Raw genomic sequence first — 17,990 nt, 5'->3', positions numbered from 1 at the left:
GAAATCGACACGCGGCCGAACATTTCCGTCACTGATCGCGCAGGCACCGGATCACCGCCGCGGCGGAACGGTCGATGTCCGCCTCGTCGGTGGTCCAGTTCGTGACCGAGATCCGCATCGCGGCGCGGCCCTGCCACGTGGTGCCGGACATCCAGCAGGTCCCTTCCCGCTGGACCGCGGTCACCACCCGCCGGGTGAGCTCGTCGTCGCCGAACCGCACCAGGACCTGGTTGAGGACGACCTCGTTGAGGACCTCGACGCCCTCGGTACGGAGCGCGCCGGCGAACCGGAGCGCCATCGCGTGACTGCGGTCGACGATCTCCGCGATCCCGGACCGCCCGAGCGCCCGGATGGCGGCGTACACCGGGATCCCGCGAGCGCGCCGCGAGAACTCCGGGTTGTAGTCCAGCGGGTCCCGCTCGCCGTTCTCGTCCTGGATCAGGTAGGCGGCGCGGATCGACATCGCCGCGCGGTGCGGCTCGGGATGGGCGCAGAGGACCAGGCCGGAGTCGTACGGCACGTTGAGCCACTTGTGCGCGTCGGACGCCCACGAGTCGGCCAGCTCGATCCCGTCGACGAGGGGGCTCAACTGCTCGCTGACCGCGGCCCAGAGACCGAACGCGCCGTCGACGTGGACCCAGGCCCCATGCTCGTGTGCGCGTGCACAGATCTGCGGGAGCGGGTCGATCGCGCCGGTGTTCACGTTGCCGACCTGTGCGCACACGATCTGCGGCACGTCGTCGGTAAGGGCTTCATCGAGCGCATCGACGCGCATCCGGCCCTGGTCGTCCACCGCGATCGGGACGATGCAGTTCGTTCCCAGGCCCAGGAAGCGCAGCGCCCGATCGATCGTGTCGTGCCGTTCCGCTCCGGCCAGCACCCGGATCGGCGGGGCGCCGACCAGCCCGTCCCGCTCGACGTCCCAGCCGGCCCTGCGCAGTACTTCGTGGCGCGCGGCGGCGAGCCCGGTGAAGTTCGCCATCTGCGCGCCGGTCACGAAGCCCACCGACGTACCCGTCGGCAGCCCGTACAGCTCGACCAGCCAGGCGGCCGCGACCTCCTCGACCACCGCGGCGGCCGGCGAGGCGGCGTACAGCCCGGCGTTCTGGTCCCAGGTCGCCGTCAGCCAGTCCGCCGCGAGCGACGCGGGCGTCGCGCCGCCGAACACGAAGCCGAAGAACCGTCCGCTACCGCTCGGCAATAGCCCGTCCTCGACCCCCTCCGCCAGCCGCGCCACAACCTTCCGCGGATCCGTCGGCCCGGCCGGTAGCGGCCCGCCGAGCGCTTCGCGGAGCTCACTGGCACTCGCGCGCGGCCCGACCCGCCGCTCCGGTAGACCGTCCAGATATGCCGTCGCCCGCTCATAGGCCTCTGTGAGCGGTCCCTCCCAATCGACCATGTCTCCTTTGTACGCTTCGCCCATGCAAAGCAGCAGCCGGTGGTCCGCGATCGTCGGCTATTCCCTGGTCGGCGCGGCCACCCAGCTCGTCTGGCTCAACTTCGCCGGCGTCACCACTGTGGCCGCCGCGCGCTACGGCGTCTCCGAGAGCGCGATCGGCTGGCTGGCCCAGGTCTTCCCCCTGCTGTACGTCGTCCTCGCGATCCCGTGCGGCCTGGCACTGGACCGCTGGTTCCGCGCCGCTTTGCTCGCGGGCGCCGTACTGACAGCGGCAGGGGCGGCAGTCCGGCTGATCGGCGACGACTTCGCCTGGCTCCTCGCCGGCCAGATCCTCGCCTCCATAGCCCAACCCCTCGTCCTGAACGCCGTCACCGGCATCACCGGCCGCTACCTGTCCCCGAAACACCGCCCCACCGGCATCGCGATCGGCACCGCCAGCATCTTCGCCGGCATGGTCATCGCCTTCCTCCTCTCCGCGATCTTCACCACCGAGTCATCCCTCCCCACGATGCTCGTACTCACAGCCATCTTCTGCACCGCATCAGCCCTGATCCTGATGGCAACCCTCCGCTCCAAGGCCCCCTTCCACCCCGCCGCCCTCCACCCCACCACAACCCCCACCGCCTCGACGGCCCCCACCGCCGGCCCGGACTCGGCCGCGGGCTTGCCGGCCGCCCCGCAGACCTCGCCCCTCGCCGCGCGAGCCATCACGCCTGACACCGCCATCCGGCCCGACGCCGCCACTCCGTCGTACACCGCGTCTCAAGACGCCGGCCTGGCCGACGCGGCCAACCCGTCGACCGCCGTCACCCCGTCCGACGCACCTCCGACCGTCGCCGGCTCATCCACCCCGCCCCACGCCGCTTCGGGCGCTCCGCCGGACCGCCCCGGCAGGGGTAACCTCGCCGTCTCCTGGGGCGACCCGCTGATCCGCCGGCTGTGCGTACTCGCGATCTTCCCCTTCGGCGTCTTCGTTGCCATGAGCACCTTCGCCCAGGCGCTCCTGCAACCGGCAGGCGTCAGCGGCGGCACCGCGAGCACGATCCTCCTGATCCAGGTCGTCGCCGGCGTCCTCGGCAGCGCCACCATCCCGATCCTGGTCGCCCGGCACCGCGCCGAATCCACCCACCTGGCCATCAGCCTGACCATCACAGCCGCCGCCTGCATCCTGCTCGCGCTCGCCCCAGGCGTCGTCACCGGCTTCGTCGCGATCACCCTGATCGGCCTCCTGCTGCTCCCGGCCCTCCCGATCGTGCTCGAGCTCGTCGAGCGCCGCACCGGCGAAGCCGAAGGCACCGCCGCCGGCCTGATCTGGATGGCCGGCAACCTCGGCGGCCTGATCGTGGCCGTGGTCGTCGGCCTGCTCGTCGACCACCCATCGGCGGCCTTCCTGGTGATGGCCGCGATCGCCCTCATCGCCGTACCGGGGGCTCGCTCCCTCCGTCGCCCGATCGCCGCCATGCGATCGCAGTCGCAGCTGTAGCGATCAATCCACCCGCACCGGCCGCCACGAACGTCGTACGGGCATCGGTGTGCTGCAGCAGCAGACCACCCCCGACGTACGAGATCCCGGCCGCCAGCCCGATGGCGCCGTACAGGTTCCCGAACACGCGACCCAGCAGCTGCGGCGGTACGACCCGCTGCAGATGCGTGTTGACGCCGACATCGATCCCCGCGATCCCCAGCCCGCGAATCACCTGCAACGCGAGCGCCGCCCAGATCGCCCACGCGAGGCCCGTGACCAGGTTCCCCACGCTGCTCACCGCGAAGCCCACGAGCATGAGGGTGATCATCTTGAAGCGCGGGGCGTACTGCGCGAGGAGCGCGAACCCGACGATCAGCCCGATCCCCACCCCGGCGTACAGCGCCGCCGCAGCCGAGTCACTACCGCGCAGCTCGTCCTTCGCGAGGAACACCATCGCCACGTCATCCACCCCGTTGAACGCGACGACCGCGAAGAACCCCATCCCGATCACCCGGATCGGACGGGTCCTGAGGATGTACCCCAACCCGTCCCGCGCATCCTTCAACAGACTGTGCCCCGACCGCTCCGCCTGGATGCTGGGCAACCGGCTCAGCACGACCGCCGACACGAAGAACGTCGCCGCATCGATGTACAGAATCCCCCGCACGTCGGTCACCAGGAACAGCCCCGCCGCGATCAGCGGCCCGACGGCCTCCAACCCGTTCGTCCCCGCGCCCAGCGCCGAGTTGGCAGCCTCCAACTGATCGTCCCGCACGAGCCGCGGCATCGCACTCCGCGACCCAGCCAGAAACACCTGAGCCGTAACGCTCCGCACCGCCACCAACCCGAGCAACACCGGCAACGGCGGAAGCGCAACCGCCATCACAACAGTCAAGACCCCCTGGATGACATCACACCCCACCATCACCCGCCGAAGATCGAACCGATCACCCACCGCCCCCGCGACCGCCCCGAACAACCCCGGCACAAAGTCCCCCGCCAACAACAACAGAGCCACCGCCAGCGCCGCCCCCGTCTCCCGCTGCACATACAACAGCAGGGCCACCAGCCCGAGCGAGTCCCCCAACACAGACACCACCCGAGCGACCCACAGCCCCCGAAACCCACCCGACCCCCGCAGCACTCCCCACACAATCCACTACTATGTACCGACACCACGCCGGTGTGGCGCAATTGGCAGCGCACCGCTCTTGTAAAGCGGTGGTTAGGGGTTCGAGTCCCCTCACCGGCTCCAACTGAACGTCGTGCGCGGAGGACTGAAACAGCCCCACGCACGCTACGCAGGCACTCCGTCGCTCCGCTCCTCCCGCGCCTGCTCCGCGCGCTCCCACCCACCCCCGGGGCTAGCGCCCGGAGCATTTGTTGCCGGCTGCCGCCGGCGAGCGGCGAGCTGGCGCTCGCGGTGAATGCTTGGTCGCCCGCATCTGCGGAGACCGGCCCGGCTGGTCGGGGGCCCGCGAGTCTGCTGGGTCCGAGCTTGATCCCCGCCTTGGGGCATCAAAGTGACAAGCACGGTACAGCGGCGCCGGAGGCACCGGGCTGCCGGAGCAGGTCGCCTGACCAAGCGGCAGCTGATGTAGCGCCGGACCGAAACCCGCGACGTGCTCCGCACACCAAGGAGCTCGGCCCGGCGCTCCGCGAACCTGGTCGTGGAGTCAGTGCATGTATAGGCCGCCGTCGACGTTCAGAGTGTGGCCGGAGATGTAGCCGCTTTCCTCGGACATGAGGAAGGCGATGGCGGCGGCGACGTCGTGGGGGTCGCCGATTCGGTTGACCAGGAGGTCGGCGGCCATGGTGGTTCGGCGGGCGGGGGTTAGGGGGCCGCCCATGATGTCGGTGTCTATGGGGCCGGGGGCTACTGCGTTGACCGTGATGCCGAAGGGGCCCAGTTCTCGGGCCAGGGCTCGGGTCAGGCCTATTACGCCGGCTTTGGCTACGGAGTAGGGGGTTTTGCTGTAGGTGCCGCCGCCTCGTTGGGCCGAGGTGGAGGAGATGCTGACTATTCGGCCGTAACCGTGGGCGACCATGGTTTCGGCGACGCGGCGGGTGACGTAGTGGACGCCGTTCAGGTTGGTGTTGATGACTCGGTGCCACTCGTCCGCGGTGAGGTCGAGGTAGGGGACGGGGGAGCTGACGCCGGCGATGTTGGCGAGGGCGGCCAGGGGTGGGAGGGCGGATTCGAGGTCGTCGATCGCGGTGCGTACGGCCGGCTCGTCAGTGACGTCGGCGGTGACGGCGAAGGCTTTGACGCCGTGGGTGGCGACGATCTCCGCGGCGAGGGTGTCGCACGGGTCGATGTCGAGGAGGCCGATGTTCCAGCCCTGGGACGCGAGGAGGAGGGCGGTGGCGCGGCCGATGCCGCGGGGGGACGCGGCGCCGGTCACGACGGCGGTGCGGTTCATTTGGCGGCTCCGTAGTCCTGGCCGGGCTTCCAGTCGCTGAAGACGTAGTCGGACTCGGACACCTTCGCCCCGGCCGTCTTCGCCTTCTGCAGGGCCTGGGCGCGGTCAGCGCTGACAGCGTCGCTGAGCTTCTTCAGCTCGGCCTTGAGGTCCTTGATCGATCCGCCCAGGTAGCCCTGGACGATATTGCCGACATGCGGTGTGACGGGCTTGCGCAGAGCGTCGACGCGCGCGATGGCGGGGTTCTTCACGATCGCCTGCGGCATCAGGAAGACGTTGGTCTTGCAGAACTCGACGCCCTTCTTGTAGGCGTCGACCGCCTTCGAGGACGCGACGAGGTCGAGGTTCAGCGGCGGCTGGTCCATCGCCTCGATCATGCCGGTCTGGTACTCGTCGGACATGAAGGACGCGATCAGCTTCCCGGCGGCGTCGGGGTTCTTGCTGTCCGCGGAGACGAAGTACGTCGACGACGGCCGGCCCCGGTAGCACCAGGGGTTCATACCGGACGTCGGCGTCAGGATGCGCCCGGACGCGAGCTTGTCGACGATCGTCGGCGCCAGCGACTTCGACCCGCCGGCGCACCAGATGCCGTCGATGAACGTCCCGACCGCGCCGGAGGCGTACCGGGTGCGGGCGTCGACGACGCCGAAGTTGTTCGAGCCCGGCATGATCAGCTTGTCGTCGTTCAACTGCTTCAGGAACTCGATCACGCCGACATAGCTGTCGTGATGGTAGGCGTACTCACCGGTGTCGAACCGCAGCCCCTGGTACCCGGGGAAGCCCGCCGCCTGCGCCATGTCGTCCACCTGGTCGCGGATCCGGCCGCCGTCCGCGCCGATCGCCAAGGTGAGCGGCTGGATCCCGGCCGACTTCAGCTTGCCCAGGGCATCTTTGAACGCCATGTAGTCCGACGGCACGTTGTCCGGGTCGAGCCCGGCCTTGGACCAGTGGTCCTTGTTCACCCACACCAGCGTCGAGCTCTGCCGGAAGCTGAGCATCGGGAACCCGTACAGCTTGCCGTCCAGCTGGGTGATGCCTTCGGTGAAGGCGTCCTTCGGCAGCTTGGCCTTGATGTCGGCCGGGATCACCATCTCGTGGACCCATTTCCCGGTGACCAAAGCGGGCAGCGGCAACCCGATCACGTTGGAGTACACGTCCGGCATCTTGTTGGCCTGATGCGCCAGCTGGAACGCCTGCGTCGCCTTGGACGCGTCGTAGTACGTATGGGCGACATTGGTCTTCAACGGCGAGGACTGCGACTTGGCCCAGTCGTCGTTGAGGCGCTTGAACGAGCTGAAGTGGTCCCACCAGTCCAAGGATCCGGTGGCGCCGCCGCTCGCGCTTCCGGTCTGGGAGCTGGAGTTGCTGCTGCATCCGGTCGCGGCGCCGGCGACGGCGAGTACCGATGCGCCGAGCAGGCTGCGACGTGTCATACCAGGCATGTTTCTGCTCCTCACGGGTTACGACTTGACTGCTCCGGAGATTCCCTCGACGAAGTAGCGCTGCAGGAAGATGAAAAGGACCACGACCGGGACGATCGAGATCACGCCGGCCGCGGCCATCCCGGACCAGTCGGTGGCGGTCTCGCCGACGAACGCCTGCATGCCGACGCTCACCGTCCGCAGGTCGGGCCGGCTGAAGGTGAACACCAGCGGCAGGAAGAAGGCGTTCCAGGTGGTGATGAAGGTGAGTACGGCGACCGTCGCCGTGACGGGCATCGCGAGCGGCAGCATCACCGAGAAGAACGTCCGGACGAAGCCGGCGCCGTCGACGACCGCGGCCTCCTCGAGCTCGCGCGGAATCTGCCGGAAATACCCGTAGTAGATGAGGATCGCGGACACGTAGGCGCCGCCGCTGAGCGCCAGGATCATCCCGCCGAGCGAGTCGATCAGGCCCAGCTGCATCGAGATCTTGACCACCGGGATGATCGTGTAGCCGGTCGGGACGAACAGCGTCGCGACCAGGACGCCCAGGAAGATCTTGGACCCACGGAACTTGTAGCGGGCCAGGACGTACCCGGCGGTCGCGCAGCGGATGGTGACGAGGACGACGGTGATCAGCGTGACCACGACGGTGTTGATCAGGTACCGGCCGAAGTGCGCGTCGTTCCACGCCCGCGCGTAGTTGTCCCAGACGAACTCCGAGGGCCACAGCTTGAGGCCTCCGGTGAACATCTCCATGTTGTCCTTGAGCGACGCCGACAGCATCCACAGGAACGGGAAGATCCACAGCACCGCGATGCCCACCAGGCAGATCGCGGCGGTCCACCAGGGCAGCCGGCGCAGCATCCGCCGGTGCCGCTCGGAACGTTCGACGACGGTCGTCATCGCTGTTCTCCTCTCAGCCGGCGCCCGGCGTACACGCCCCACAACTGGAGCGCGCCGACGACCGCGACCAGCAGCCCGAAGAACACCGCGGCCGCGGACGCCTGCCCGAGCTGCGGGATCGACGCGCCGAAGGCCCAGCGGTAGATGTAGATCTCGATGATCTCGGTGTGGAAGTACGGACCGCCGCCGGTCAGCGTGTACATCAGGTCGAAGTTGTGGAACGTCTCCTCGACCGTCAGCACGGTGATGATGATCAGGAACGGCCGGAGCATCGGCACGGTGATGTGACGGACGACCTGCCAGGTGCCGGCGCCGTCGATCCGCGCCGCCTCGTACAGCTCGTACGGGATGGTCTGCAGCGCCGCGAGCCAGTAGATCATCGTGACGCCGAAGAACTTCCAGATGTACAGGACGGCCGCCGTCGGCAGCGCCAGGTGCTGATCGCCCAGGAAGTCGACGCCGCTGATGCCGACCTTGGACAGCAGCGAAGTGATCGGCCCGCTCGACGGATCGAGGACGAAGCGCATCACCACGCCGATGATCGCCGTCGTGGTCACCACCGGGATGAAGAACGCCGAGCGCAGTACGCCGATCAGCGGCAGTTTCGGTGAGTTGAGGACGATCGCGAGCAGCAGCGTCAGCAGGACCCGGGCCGGCACCACGAGCAGCATGAAGAGCAGCGTGACCTTGAACGAGTTCCAGAACAGCGGATCCGCGAAGACGGCCCGGTAGTTGCTCAGGCCAACGAAGCGCTGGTCGGCGTCGAACCCGTTCCACTCGACCAGCGAGTACCAGTAGCTCGCGATGATCGGGTAGATCGTGTAGAGCCCGTACAGCACCACGGTCGGCAGCAGGAAGATCCAGATCCAGGTGGTCTTCTTCCAGCCGGACCGGGGGTGGTCGAGGGCTTCGATCCGGCGGGTCCGGCGCCGGGTGAGTTGGACGGATCTGATCGACATGATCGGCCTACCTGATCTGGCTGATCGCGAACGTGCGCGGATCGCTGCCGAGCCGGTTGCCGCTGTCCAGCGCCGTGACGGCGGCGACCTCGTCGTCGGTCAGCTCGAAGCCGTCGAGCGCGAAGTTGGCCCGGATCCGCTCCGGGTTCACCGACTTGGGGATGACGATGTGCCCGCGCTGCAGGTGCCACCGGAGAATCGCTTGCGCCGGCGTCACCTGATGAGCGTCGGCGATCGCCGCCGGCACGGGATGGCCGAGGTCACCGCCCTGGCCGAGCGGCGAGTACGCCGTGACCGCGATCGACCGCTCGGCACACAGCTCGGTCAGCTCGTGCTGCTGGTACGTCGGGTGCAGCTCGATCTGGTTGACCGCCGGAACGACGTCGGTCTCCTTCGCCAACCGGTCCAGGTGCTCGGCGAGGAAGTTGGACACCCCGATGGCCCGCACCCGCCCGTCGGTGTAGATCCGCTCCAGCGCGCGCCAGCTGTCGACGTACAGGTCGACGGTCGGGTTGGGCCAGTGCACGAGATACAGGTCGGCGTAGTCCAGGCCGAGGCGCTGCAGGGTTTCGCCGTACGCCGTCAGCGCCGACTCGTACCCGTGTTCGCCGTTGCGCAGCTTGGTCGTGACGAACAGCTCCTCGCGGGGCAGCCCACTCGCCCGGACGGCGGCACCCACGCCGGCCTCGTTGTTGTACGCCGCGGCGGTGTCGATGTGCCGGTAGCCGATCTCGAGCGCCTGCTCGACCGCGGCCTGGGTGTCGCCCGGCGGCACCTGGAAGACACCGAAGCCGCGCTGCGGAATCCGTACGCCGTTGTTGAGCGTGAGCACAGTCATCAGCTGCTCGGCGTCAGAATCAGCAACGATGCCGAGGGCAACGGCAGAGCGGTCTCCAGGGCGAGGTCGCCGTCGACGGTGACGGTCCGCTCCGGTTCGAACTCCTCCAGCCCTTGCCGGCTGGTGATCTCGGCAAGCTGCTCGGCCGTCGGGTCCTGCGGCGAGCCGAGCTTCTGCCAGACGGTGAACGCGTTGCTGTGGTCGCCGTCGATCCGCAGGTGTCGCAGCCGGTACGACCCGGCCGGCAGGTTGCGTACGGTCACCGTGGTCGGCGTCAGCTCTTCGCTGGTCTGCCACTGGTCGTCGATGTGCCGCCAGATCAGCACGGCGACGCTTCCGTCCTCGGCACGCGATGCGAGTGCGTCGACTTCCTCGGGCATGCTGCTGCCGTCGGTGTTCTCGAGGTCGCCGACCTCCCAGGCAGCGTCCGACGTCACCTGCAGCCGGTCGCGGCCGAGCAGCGACAGCATCCGGTACGCGTTCAGGAACGGCTTCTCGACGCCACCGGCGGTCAGGAAGGATCGCGTGCCTTCGAAGTAGCGTTCGGCCTCGAAGTAGAAGCTCCACGACGTCGCGTAGGCGACCTGTGCCGTCTCCGTGGCGTTCAGGTCGAGGATCTTCTTCATCAGCTTCGCCTGGAAGACCGGGTAGTACTCGGTGTTCTGGAAGCTGTAGTTCCGGTTGTCGTAGCGCCCGAAATGCGCCGGTACGGCAGCGTCGCACTCGTCGACGATCACCGGCAGGTCGGCGTACGCCTCGTACGAACCGATCAGCCGGTTGAACTCGCGCAGGTCGTACAGCATCTTCGTCGACGACGGGCTGAGCAGCTCGGCCGGCGCCTCGTCGAACGGCTTGTAGTCGCGGGTCGGGAAGTGGCAGCCCTTGGTGTGGTACGAGATGAAGTCCAGCGGCTCACCCCGCCGCGACGTGTAGTCCAGGAAGCCGCGCAGGAAGTTCAGGCCGCCACTGGTGACCGCGGGCCCGCCGACCTTGGCCTCCGGCAGCACGGCCCGGATCGCCTCGACGGTCGCGGTGTAGAGCTCGTTGTACTGCTCGAGCGTGCCGCGCCAGTAGAAGATGTCCGGCTCGTTCCACAGCTCCCAGAGCCAGGTCTTCACCTCCGCAACGCCGTACCGGTCGATGCAGTGCTGGACGGTCGCACTGATCAGCCCGCCCCACTTCGCGTAGTCGCTGGGCGGGTATCCCCAGGCGCCCGCCTCGTAGCTGGTGTACGCCGTGGGGCTCGGTACGACGGTCAGCTCGGCGGCCTCGGGCGGCAGCAGGTCCCGCGGCGTGAAGCCGAGCTCCACCAGGAGGTGATGGCCGGCGCCCACGATCGCGTCGTACGCCTGGTCGAGCAGCGTGAAGTCGTAGTACGGAGTGCCGTCGGCGTCCTCGTGGTAGACGTTGCCGGAGCTCCAGTGCGGGATGCCGAAACCGCTGCCGGAGCAGTACATGTAGTGCGGCCGGACGAAGTAGCCGCCGCCGGAGAAGTCGGTGAAGGTCTGCAGCAGCCGCTTGCCGGTCGGGGTGTAGGTCCAGTTGAACTCGTCGTAGCCGAAGCTCTCCCAGACCCTGGCCAGCGGGCCCTGGACCTGTCCGGCGTCGACGTCGATCGCGGCGGTGGCGACGTGCGGTGCCTCGGGATCGTGCGGAGCGGCCGGCGGGAACGGGCCGAGTGCGGTGCGTCCGGTGTGAACCACAGTTTCGGTGGTCATCGTCGTCGTGACCTCTCTCTGCCCGGGGGGATCGGGCTGCCTCACGGTCGGCCGACTGCGGCGTCGGCGCGGTGCCGCTCTGCCTGGGGTGGGAGGTTCCGAGTCTGCTCTTGCCATTGATTTACTGTCAATGACTTACTGTTTACAATCTACAGAGAGACCTGGGTTCGGGTTAAGGTTCGATCCGTGGAAACTGCGTGGAGGAGGTGGTCGGCATGATGCCCGACGACGTCGTGTCGCTGCCGTCGCAGCGCGCCCTCGGTGATCTGGTCACCGATGTGCTCCGGGAGATGATCACCGGCGGGAAGTTCCAGCCCGGCCAGCATCTCAAGGAGACCGAGCTGGCCGAGGCGCTGAAGGTCAGTCGCGGGCCGATCCGGCAGGCGCTGGCCCGGCTCGAGGAGGAAGGCCATGTCGAGCTCCGGCGGCACCGCGGGGCGTTCGTCAGCACGCTGACCAAGACCGACGTCGAGGAGGTGCACACCCTGCGCGGCGCCATCGAGCGACTGGCCGCCGGCCGCGCCTGCACGCGGATGCAGGGCGCCGGGTTCGCCGAGATGGACGCCGTGCTGGAGCAGATGAAGAGCGTCGACACCCGGATCGCCCCGGAGGACGCGGTCCGGCTGGACCTGCAGTTCCACGACATCATCTACGCGTACTGCGATCACGGCCGGGTGCAGCGCGTCTGGGAGTCGATCCGCGGGCAGGTCACGGTCTTCCTGCGCGCCCGGAACGCGAGCTTCCCCGACTTCCTCGAGGTCGGCTACAGCGAGCACAAGGAGCTGCGCGACGCCTTGGCCCTCGGTGACCCGCAGGCCGCCCAGGACGGCATCGACAAGCACATCCTCGGGGCATACGAGCGACTGAAACGCCTCAACCTGCCGGAACGCTGAGCCGTGCACCCCAGGACGTGCTGAGCTTGGGGTGGTGATTCGGGCCGGCGAGAGGGGTCGATGGTGGGTTTGGTCGAGTTGGCAGCCGCCGGCGGGGCCGCGGTGGTCGGCGCGATGGCGACCGATGCCTGGCGCGTCACGCGCGACGGCATCGCCAAGCTGTTCGGCCGGCGCGGTGAGCGGGACGCCGTCCTCGCGGAGCTCGAGGCGGACGCCCAGCAGCTCGAGGATGCCGGCGAGGACGATCGCGAGCAGGTGCAGCGGGAGCTGATCGAGCGGTGGCGGCTCAGGCTCGACGAGTTGCTCGGCGCGGATCCGTCCGCCGCCGACGAGCTGCAGCGCGTGCTCGACGAGCCGAAGTACGTGCAGAACGTCGTCGCACGGGACGGCGGTCGGGCGTTCGGCGTCCAGGGCGGGGATATGCACTACCACGAGCACCGGCCGGCGACCGACCGCGAGAGCTGATCGTGGATCGCCAGGTCGTCCGCGTCGAGAGCGGCGTCGGGTACGGCGTTGTCGGCGCGGATCTGCACGTCTTCGGCGACGGCGTACCGCTGTATCTCCTGCTCGGCTGGGAACCTGGCCCGGCGCCGGATCCGGGCTGGTTGCGCGAGATGCCGAGCCGGATGCTCAACGCCCGCTTCGCGGTGTCGGAGTTCACCGGTCGCGCCGACGAGCTGGCCGAGCTGCATCGATGGCGGGAGAGCAACCCTCGGATGGCGGTGCGCTGGCTGCACGGTCCGGCCGGGCAGGGGAAGTCCCGCCTGGCGGCGCGGTTCGCGGACGAGTCGCGTGCGGCAGGCTGGAAGGTCGTCGTCGCCGTCCACGGTCCGGGTGCTGTGTTGCCCTCGGACCGTCAGGAAGACCTGCGGCTCGACGGCGCTGAGGGGCTGCTGCTTGTGGTCGATTACGCCGACCGATGGCCGCTGACGCATCTGACCTGGCTGTTCAGCAACGCCTTGCTGCACAGGCCTGGCGTGCCGGTGCGGGTCCTGCTGCTCGGGCGCACGTTGGACAGTTGGCCGCCGGTCCGTGCGGCGCTGGTCGACTATCAGGCGGAGACGTCCGCGCAGCTCCTGCCGCCGGTGAACGACGGGTCCCGGTCGGAGATGCTCCGGTCCGCGCGTGACGGGTACGCGACCGTCTACGAGATCGACGAGCCGGACTCCGTCGTTCTTCCACCCGTGGATCACGACGATTTCGGTCTGCCGCTCGCACTCCACATGGCGGCGCTCGTTGCCGTGGACGCCCATGCGGGTCGGCAGCGCGCGCCGACCGGCGTCGCCGGTCTGACGTGTTACCTGCTGGATCGCGAGCAGTTGCACTGGACACGGCGATACGGCGACCGGGCGCACCGCCTCGGGCCGGCCGCATCGAACTACCGGACGCCGCCGGACGTCATGAATCGCGCCGTGTTCACCGCCGCGCTGACCGGCGCCGTACCGCCCGCGACCGGGACTGCGGTGCTGGACGAGCTGGCCCTTTCGTTGCCGACGGCACAGGTCTTGAGCGACCACGCGGTCTGCTATCCGCCGGCGCCGGGAACCGTGCTGGAGCCGTTGTACCCGGACCGGCTGGCCGAAGACTTCCTGGCCTTGAGCATGGCCGGTCATCAGGCCGACTATCCCGCGCAGGACTGGTCCGGCGGCACCGCGAGCGCCGTACTGGACAACGCCTCGGATCCGTCGCGGGCCGTCATCTTTCTCGCGTCGGCCGCCGCGCGCTGGTCGCATGTGGGGCCCGATCACCTCTTCCCGATGTTGCTCGAGCGACCTCGTACGGCGGTGCGCGCGGGGAGCGCCGCGTTGTCCGCGCTCGCCGCGGTTCCGGGGGTAGGCCTGGAGGTGCTGGAGGCGATCGAGCCGCAGCTGCCCGCGGATTCGCAGCCTGACCTCGACGTGGGGATCGCCGATATCGCCGTACGGCTGACGGAACTGCGGCTGGCCGGCGCGGCGACCGACGCTGATCGGGTCGTGTTGCTGCTGGGGCTCGGCGCCAGGCTCGACAACGCGGGACGGCATGGGGAAGCGCTGGAGGCGGGCGAGCAGGCTGCCTCGTTGTGCGAGCGTCTGGCCGGCGACGATCCAGCGAGTTACGAGGTGTTGCTGGCCGGTGCACTCGGGAGTTTGACGCGGCCGTTGTCGCGGCTGGGGCGTCGACGCGAGGCGCTGTCGGCGAGCGAGCGTACGGCGGGGATGTTCCGTCGGTTGGCCGGCACGAGCCCGCGCTTCGGGCGTCTGCTCGCCGAAGCGCTCACCAATCTGAGCATGAACCTCGCCGCAGCGGGTGAACGGGAGCGGGCACTCGCGACCGCGCAGGAGGCGGTCGCGCTGCACGGGTCGCTTCCGGAGGATCTTGCGTTCGCAGTGGACAACCTGGGCAGCCGATTGGCAGACGTCGGCCGGGCGGACGAAGCGCTCGCTGCCGCGCGCCGCGCTGTCGACCTGAGCGATCCGGCGAAGCATCGGCCCGACGCCGCCAGACGCTTGGGCAATCTGCATCTTCGACTGATCGGCGTCGGCCGCTGGGAAGAGGCCGCGACGGTCGCCGCGCGCGTGGTGACACTGTGGCGAGAGTTGGTCGATCTGAACCCGGTGGCCTTCGAACCGGAACTGGCGAAGAGCCTCAACCACCTCGGCGTCTGCCATCGTCAGCTCGGTGAGCCGGACGAAGCGGTGATCGTCACGACCGAATGCGTGGCGATCCTGCGGCGTCTCTCGGCGGGCAACCTGTCAGCCCACCAGGTCGAGCTGGCCGCGGCGCTCGATCACCTCGGCGATCAGCTCGCCCTGGTGGACCGCCCGGACGAAGCCCTCGCCGCAGGACGGGAGGCCGTCGAGGTCTTCCGGCGACTCGTCGCGGACAATCCGGCGCGGCACGACGTGGATCTGGCCAAGGCCCTCGACAACCTCGGCATCCGGCTGGCCGCCGTCGACCGGCCGTCGGAGGCACTCGGGGCCTGCGCCTCGGCCGTGGAGATCTTCGAGGAACTGGCGACGAACGATCCGGACGTCTTCCGCGCGGATCTGGCCAGAGCGCTGTTCAACCTGGCCTTCCGGTACGCCGCTGTGGAGCGGGCGGACGAGGCGCTCGACGCGATCGCCCGGTCGGTGGAGCTGCGGCGGCGTTCTGCGCACGATGCCGATCTTGCGCGCTCGTTGTTCGGGTTCGCGGCGTTGTGTGTGCGGCTCGGTGCGGTGGATCGGTGGAAGGAAGCTCGGCGTGCCGTTGACGAGTCGGCCTGGCGCTACCGCCGATTGGCTGCGCGGCAGCCGCGGGCGTTCAGCGGTCCGTTGACGGATGCGATGGACCTCAGCCAGGTGATCCGCGCGCTGTCCGGCCGGCGCTCGCTGTTCGGCCGCCGGCGCCGTTGAGGCCGGCAGCGTGTCCCTGCGCGGTCGGCGCGGACAGGGAACAATTGGCGGATGGGAATGTTCCGCGCAGTGGTACTGACCATCGACCGATCGACCGCCCTTCCGTTGATGTACGAGTACGACGTGACCGGAGCGTGTTTCCGCAGCGTCGGGTTCGTCCGCGTCGGGGGTCGCATGGTGCCGGAGATCAGTCATCCGGCGCCGGACACGCCCGACGGCCGTGACGCTTTCCTGCTCACCGTTCTGACGACCCTGCTCATTCCGGAACGCCAGGCGCGCAAGATCGTCCGGAAGGCCCAGCACGAGCCGACCTGAGCCGTCCTGGGGTCTTCCTGTAACGGTTGCAGGAAGTAGGGTCGGGGGGTGGATCCCCGGGCGCAGCGGACTGTCGAGGCATTGCTGACGGCTGCTGAGCAGTTGTTCGCTGCCCGGTCCGTTGCCGACGTGACGGTCGAGGAGATCGCCGCCACCGCGGGGGTCGCGGTCGGGTCGGTCTACAACCATTTCGGCTCGAAGAGCGGGTTGTACGCCGCGCTGGTCGAGCGGGCGCTCGTGGTGGACCGGCAGTTCATGGATCTCGCGTACGTCGAGGGGCGCGGGCCGATCGAGCAGCTGTACGCGGCGGCCGACGAGTATCTGGCGTTCTACCTCGCGAATCCGGAGTACTTCCGGATGCTCGCGTTTCCGGCCGAACCCGGGAGCTACGCCGCGGGGCAGGAGCTCGCCGAGCGGCTGGCGGACTCGGTGGACGAGCAGAACCGGCGGATGGTCGACGCGATCAAGCGTGGGATCAAGGCCGGCACGATCCGCAAGGTCAACGCGCAGGAGATGGCGACGGTGCTGTGGTCCTCGTGGAACGGGATCATCAGCCTGGCGTGGCGGCAGGATCGTCTGCGGCGTGATCCGCGACAGCTCAAGCGCCTGCTGCGGGCGGCGACGGACGCCTTCGCGCACGGTCTGCTGGTCAGGTCCGACTGACCCTGCTCGATTGCGGGTGCCGGTGGGCGGTGTTAGTGTGCGAGCACTTCTTGCAATGATTATAAGAGCGGATCGCGAGATGAGCAGGAGCTGGCGCGATGGCAGCCATAGGTTCGCGGGCCTGGGTCGCGGAGACCAACGGCGCCTTGGGTTTTCGGGATCAGGTGCGGTTCGTTGCGCAGGCGATCCTTCGGGAGCTCGCGCCCCGGCGTCATCGCGGCGACGGAGCGGTGCTGGTTGTCGATCGGACTCCACCGGCTACTGCTCTTGCTCAACAGGTCACCGAGTTCGCGCGGGACGCTCTGCCTGCGCCGTTGCTCCAGCACAGCGTGCGGTCCTGGCTGTGGGCATGCATGCTCGCCGACCTCGACCAGATCTCGTACGACGACGAGCGGCTTTACGTCGCTGCGCTGCTGCACGACGTCGCGCTCGTCGATCCGCACCGGCCGGGGCCGGATGCGGCGTGCTTCGCCGTCCATGGGGCGCAGGTCGCTCGTGGTGTCGTGATCGCCGCGGGCGCGGGTGGTGCCTTCGCCGACGACGTGGCTGCTGCGATCGCGGCGCATTTCAACGTCGCCGTACCGCTGTCGTGGGGTGCCGAAGCGCATCTTCTGCACGCGGGTACGCATGCTGACGTTGTCGGGCAGCGGTTGCTGGAGATGGCACCGAGCACGGTCGCCGACGTGTTGGCGCAGGCACCCCGGGCGGGATTCGCCGACCACTTCTGCGCTTCGATGCGCGAGGAAGCCGACCTACGGCGATCCTCCCGGGCCGGTCTGCTGTGGCGCCTCGGCATGGAACGCGCGATCCGCAGAGCCGAGGAGCGGTTCGGATGACGGACTGGGCGGAAATTCACGAAAGCGTTGTCCGGCAGTTTCGGGTGGCGTGGGAAGAGCCTGAGCCGCATGCGTGGGACGGATTCCTCGACGATTCTGTGCGGTTCGTGCAGCCGCTGGTGCGGGACGGGGTCGGTCCGGCGCTGTGGTGGGAGGAGTTCGCCAGGATCCAGGCCCTGCTGCCCGACCTGCGGGTCGAGGTGCTGCGCTGGGCCGGAGCCGGGGAAAACGTGTTCGTCCACATCCGCTTCTCGGCGACCGCAGGCGGACGACCGCTGACCTGGGAGGCAGTCGACCTGTTGAAGCTCTCCCCGGAAGGCCGGCTGCTGTTCCGGGAGTCCTTCTTCGACCCGGTCCTCCCGGCCACGGCGCTTCTCCGCCGCCCGCGAACCTGGCTGCGCTGGTGGCGCTCCGGCGTGGGCCCGTTCACCAGCCGCCGTCGCTTCCTCCCACCCGTGAGCGTCAGCTAGCGCGCCGGGTGCTCGATCCGGTACTGCTCGGCCAGTTCCTCGAAGTGCCCGGGGGATGCTTCGGCCAGCGTCGCGGGGCGAGCGGTGAGCCGGCGCACCTCGGCCGTCAGGTCGGCGGCGGTCTCCCGGGTCGTGTAGACCCCGAGGACAAGCGCGTTGTCGTCGGTCAGCGAGAAGCCCCACGGAACCCGGCACGGGCCGTCATGCTCCGGCTCCGGGCACAGCAGGCGCGCCACCGGCTCTTGCATCGCCAGCGCCTCGTCGGTCCCGGCGAAGCCTTCGATGCGGATCTCGAACGTCATCACGCCGG

17 protein-coding genes and 1 tRNA gene are annotated in these 17,990 nt (G+C 68.9%); 9 read left to right on the top strand and 9 right to left on the bottom strand.

Going from position 1 to position 17,990, the window contains the following annotated elements; translation table 11 throughout:
- Positions 1 to 28: 28 nt before the first annotated feature.
- Positions 29 to 1,399 (bottom strand): aminotransferase class V-fold PLP-dependent enzyme, encoded by a 1,371-nt coding sequence (locus tag ABZW60_RS04995; RefSeq protein ID WP_355474136.1) that lies wholly within the window; start codon positions 1,397 to 1,399, stop codon positions 29 to 31.
- A gap of 22 nt (positions 1,400 to 1,421) precedes the next feature.
- Here ABZW60_RS04995 and ABZW60_RS04990 point away from each other — a divergent pair, with 22 nt between their 5' ends.
- Positions 1,422 to 2,882 (top strand): MFS transporter, encoded by a 1,461-nt coding sequence (locus ABZW60_RS04990; RefSeq protein WP_355474135.1) that lies wholly within the window; start codon positions 1,422 to 1,424, stop codon positions 2,880 to 2,882.
- On the opposite strand, the gene ABZW60_RS04985 is transcribed toward ABZW60_RS04990, so the two are convergent.
- Positions 2,812 to 4,008: an MFS transporter gene (locus ABZW60_RS04985; RefSeq protein ID WP_355474133.1), complete on the bottom strand. Its 1,197-nt coding sequence runs from the start codon at positions 4,006 to 4,008 to the stop codon at positions 2,812 to 2,814. The genes ABZW60_RS04990 and ABZW60_RS04985 overlap by 71 nt on opposite strands.
- A 35-nt stretch (positions 4,009 to 4,043) precedes the next feature.
- Between ABZW60_RS04985 and ABZW60_RS04980 the strand changes: the two genes are divergently transcribed.
- Positions 4,044 to 4,119, top strand: a tRNA-Thr gene (locus ABZW60_RS04980).
- A gap of 421 nt (positions 4,120 to 4,540) precedes the next feature.
- On the opposite strand, the gene ABZW60_RS04975 is transcribed toward ABZW60_RS04980, so the two are convergent.
- The 6 genes from ABZW60_RS04975 to ABZW60_RS04950 are packed head-to-tail and all read right to left on the bottom strand — an operon-like array spanning position 4,541 to position 11,129.
- On the bottom strand, positions 4,541 to 5,287 hold the full coding sequence (locus ABZW60_RS04975; RefSeq protein ID WP_355474131.1) for an SDR family NAD(P)-dependent oxidoreductase: 747 nt from the start codon (positions 5,285 to 5,287) through the stop codon (positions 4,541 to 4,543).
- Positions 5,284 to 6,720, bottom strand: coding sequence for an ABC transporter substrate-binding protein (locus ABZW60_RS04970; RefSeq protein WP_355474129.1), 1,437 nt, complete (start codon positions 6,718 to 6,720; stop codon positions 5,284 to 5,286). The genes ABZW60_RS04975 and ABZW60_RS04970 overlap by 4 nt, the downstream gene beginning before the upstream one ends.
- Before the next feature lie 27 nt (positions 6,721 to 6,747).
- Positions 6,748 to 7,614, bottom strand: a complete 867-nt coding sequence (locus ABZW60_RS04965) for a carbohydrate ABC transporter permease (RefSeq protein WP_355474128.1) — start codon at positions 7,612 to 7,614, stop codon at positions 6,748 to 6,750.
- The gene (locus ABZW60_RS04960) at positions 7,611 to 8,573 is read right to left on the bottom strand and encodes a sugar ABC transporter permease (protein WP_355474127.1); all 963 of its coding nucleotides are present in this window, start codon (positions 8,571 to 8,573) and stop codon (positions 7,611 to 7,613) included. The genes ABZW60_RS04965 and ABZW60_RS04960 overlap by 4 nt, the downstream gene beginning before the upstream one ends.
- Before the next feature lie 7 nt (positions 8,574 to 8,580).
- Entirely contained in the window at positions 8,581 to 9,411 is an 831-nt protein-coding gene (locus ABZW60_RS04955) for an aldo/keto reductase (protein ID WP_355474125.1), read from the bottom strand.
- Complete coding sequence (locus tag ABZW60_RS04950; RefSeq protein ID WP_355474123.1) at positions 9,411 to 11,129, bottom strand: glycoside hydrolase; 1,719 nt, start codon at positions 11,127 to 11,129, stop codon at positions 9,411 to 9,413. The genes ABZW60_RS04955 and ABZW60_RS04950 overlap by 1 nt, the downstream gene beginning before the upstream one ends.
- A gap of 197 nt (positions 11,130 to 11,326) precedes the next feature.
- On the opposite strand from ABZW60_RS04950, the gene ABZW60_RS04945 reads away from it, so the two are divergent.
- The 7 genes from ABZW60_RS04945 to ABZW60_RS04915 all read left to right on the top strand — a co-directional run bounded on the left by ABZW60_RS04945 (position 11,327) and on the right by ABZW60_RS04915 (position 17,680).
- Entirely contained in the window at positions 11,327 to 12,022 is a 696-nt protein-coding gene (locus ABZW60_RS04945; protein WP_355474121.1) for a GntR family transcriptional regulator, read from the top strand.
- 60 nt (positions 12,023 to 12,082) lie between these two features.
- The gene (locus ABZW60_RS04940) at positions 12,083 to 12,487 is read left to right on the top strand and encodes a hypothetical protein (RefSeq protein ID WP_355474119.1); all 405 of its coding nucleotides are present in this window, start codon (positions 12,083 to 12,085) and stop codon (positions 12,485 to 12,487) included.
- A gap of 2 nt (positions 12,488 to 12,489) precedes the next feature.
- Positions 12,490 to 15,396 (top strand): tetratricopeptide repeat protein, encoded by a 2,907-nt coding sequence (locus tag ABZW60_RS04935; RefSeq protein ID WP_355474118.1) that lies wholly within the window; start codon positions 12,490 to 12,492, stop codon positions 15,394 to 15,396.
- A gap of 51 nt (positions 15,397 to 15,447) precedes the next feature.
- Complete coding sequence (locus tag ABZW60_RS04930; protein ID WP_355474116.1) at positions 15,448 to 15,711, top strand: hypothetical protein; 264 nt, start codon at positions 15,448 to 15,450, stop codon at positions 15,709 to 15,711.
- 48 nt (positions 15,712 to 15,759) lie between these two features.
- Positions 15,760 to 16,374: a TetR/AcrR family transcriptional regulator gene (locus ABZW60_RS04925; protein ID WP_355474114.1), complete on the top strand. Its 615-nt coding sequence runs from the start codon at positions 15,760 to 15,762 to the stop codon at positions 16,372 to 16,374.
- 98 nt (positions 16,375 to 16,472) lie between these two features.
- Positions 16,473 to 17,210 (top strand): HD domain-containing protein, encoded by a 738-nt coding sequence (locus ABZW60_RS04920; RefSeq protein WP_355474112.1) that lies wholly within the window; start codon positions 16,473 to 16,475, stop codon positions 17,208 to 17,210.
- Positions 17,207 to 17,680, top strand: a complete 474-nt coding sequence (locus ABZW60_RS04915; RefSeq protein ID WP_355474110.1) for a nuclear transport factor 2 family protein — start codon at positions 17,207 to 17,209, stop codon at positions 17,678 to 17,680. Before ABZW60_RS04920 ends, ABZW60_RS04915 begins: the two co-directional genes overlap by 4 nt.
- Here the strand turns inward: ABZW60_RS04915 and ABZW60_RS04910 are convergent.
- Complete coding sequence (locus ABZW60_RS04910) at positions 17,677 to 17,985, bottom strand: hypothetical protein (protein WP_355474108.1); 309 nt, start codon at positions 17,983 to 17,985, stop codon at positions 17,677 to 17,679. The genes ABZW60_RS04915 and ABZW60_RS04910 overlap by 4 nt on opposite strands.
- Positions 17,986 to 17,990 lie beyond the last annotated feature (5 nt).

Source organism: Kribbella sp. NPDC003557 (assembly GCF_040610805.1).
Lineage (GTDB): Bacteria > Actinomycetota > Actinomycetes > Propionibacteriales > Kribbellaceae > Kribbella.
This window is presented reverse-complemented; position numbering and strand designations above follow the sequence as displayed.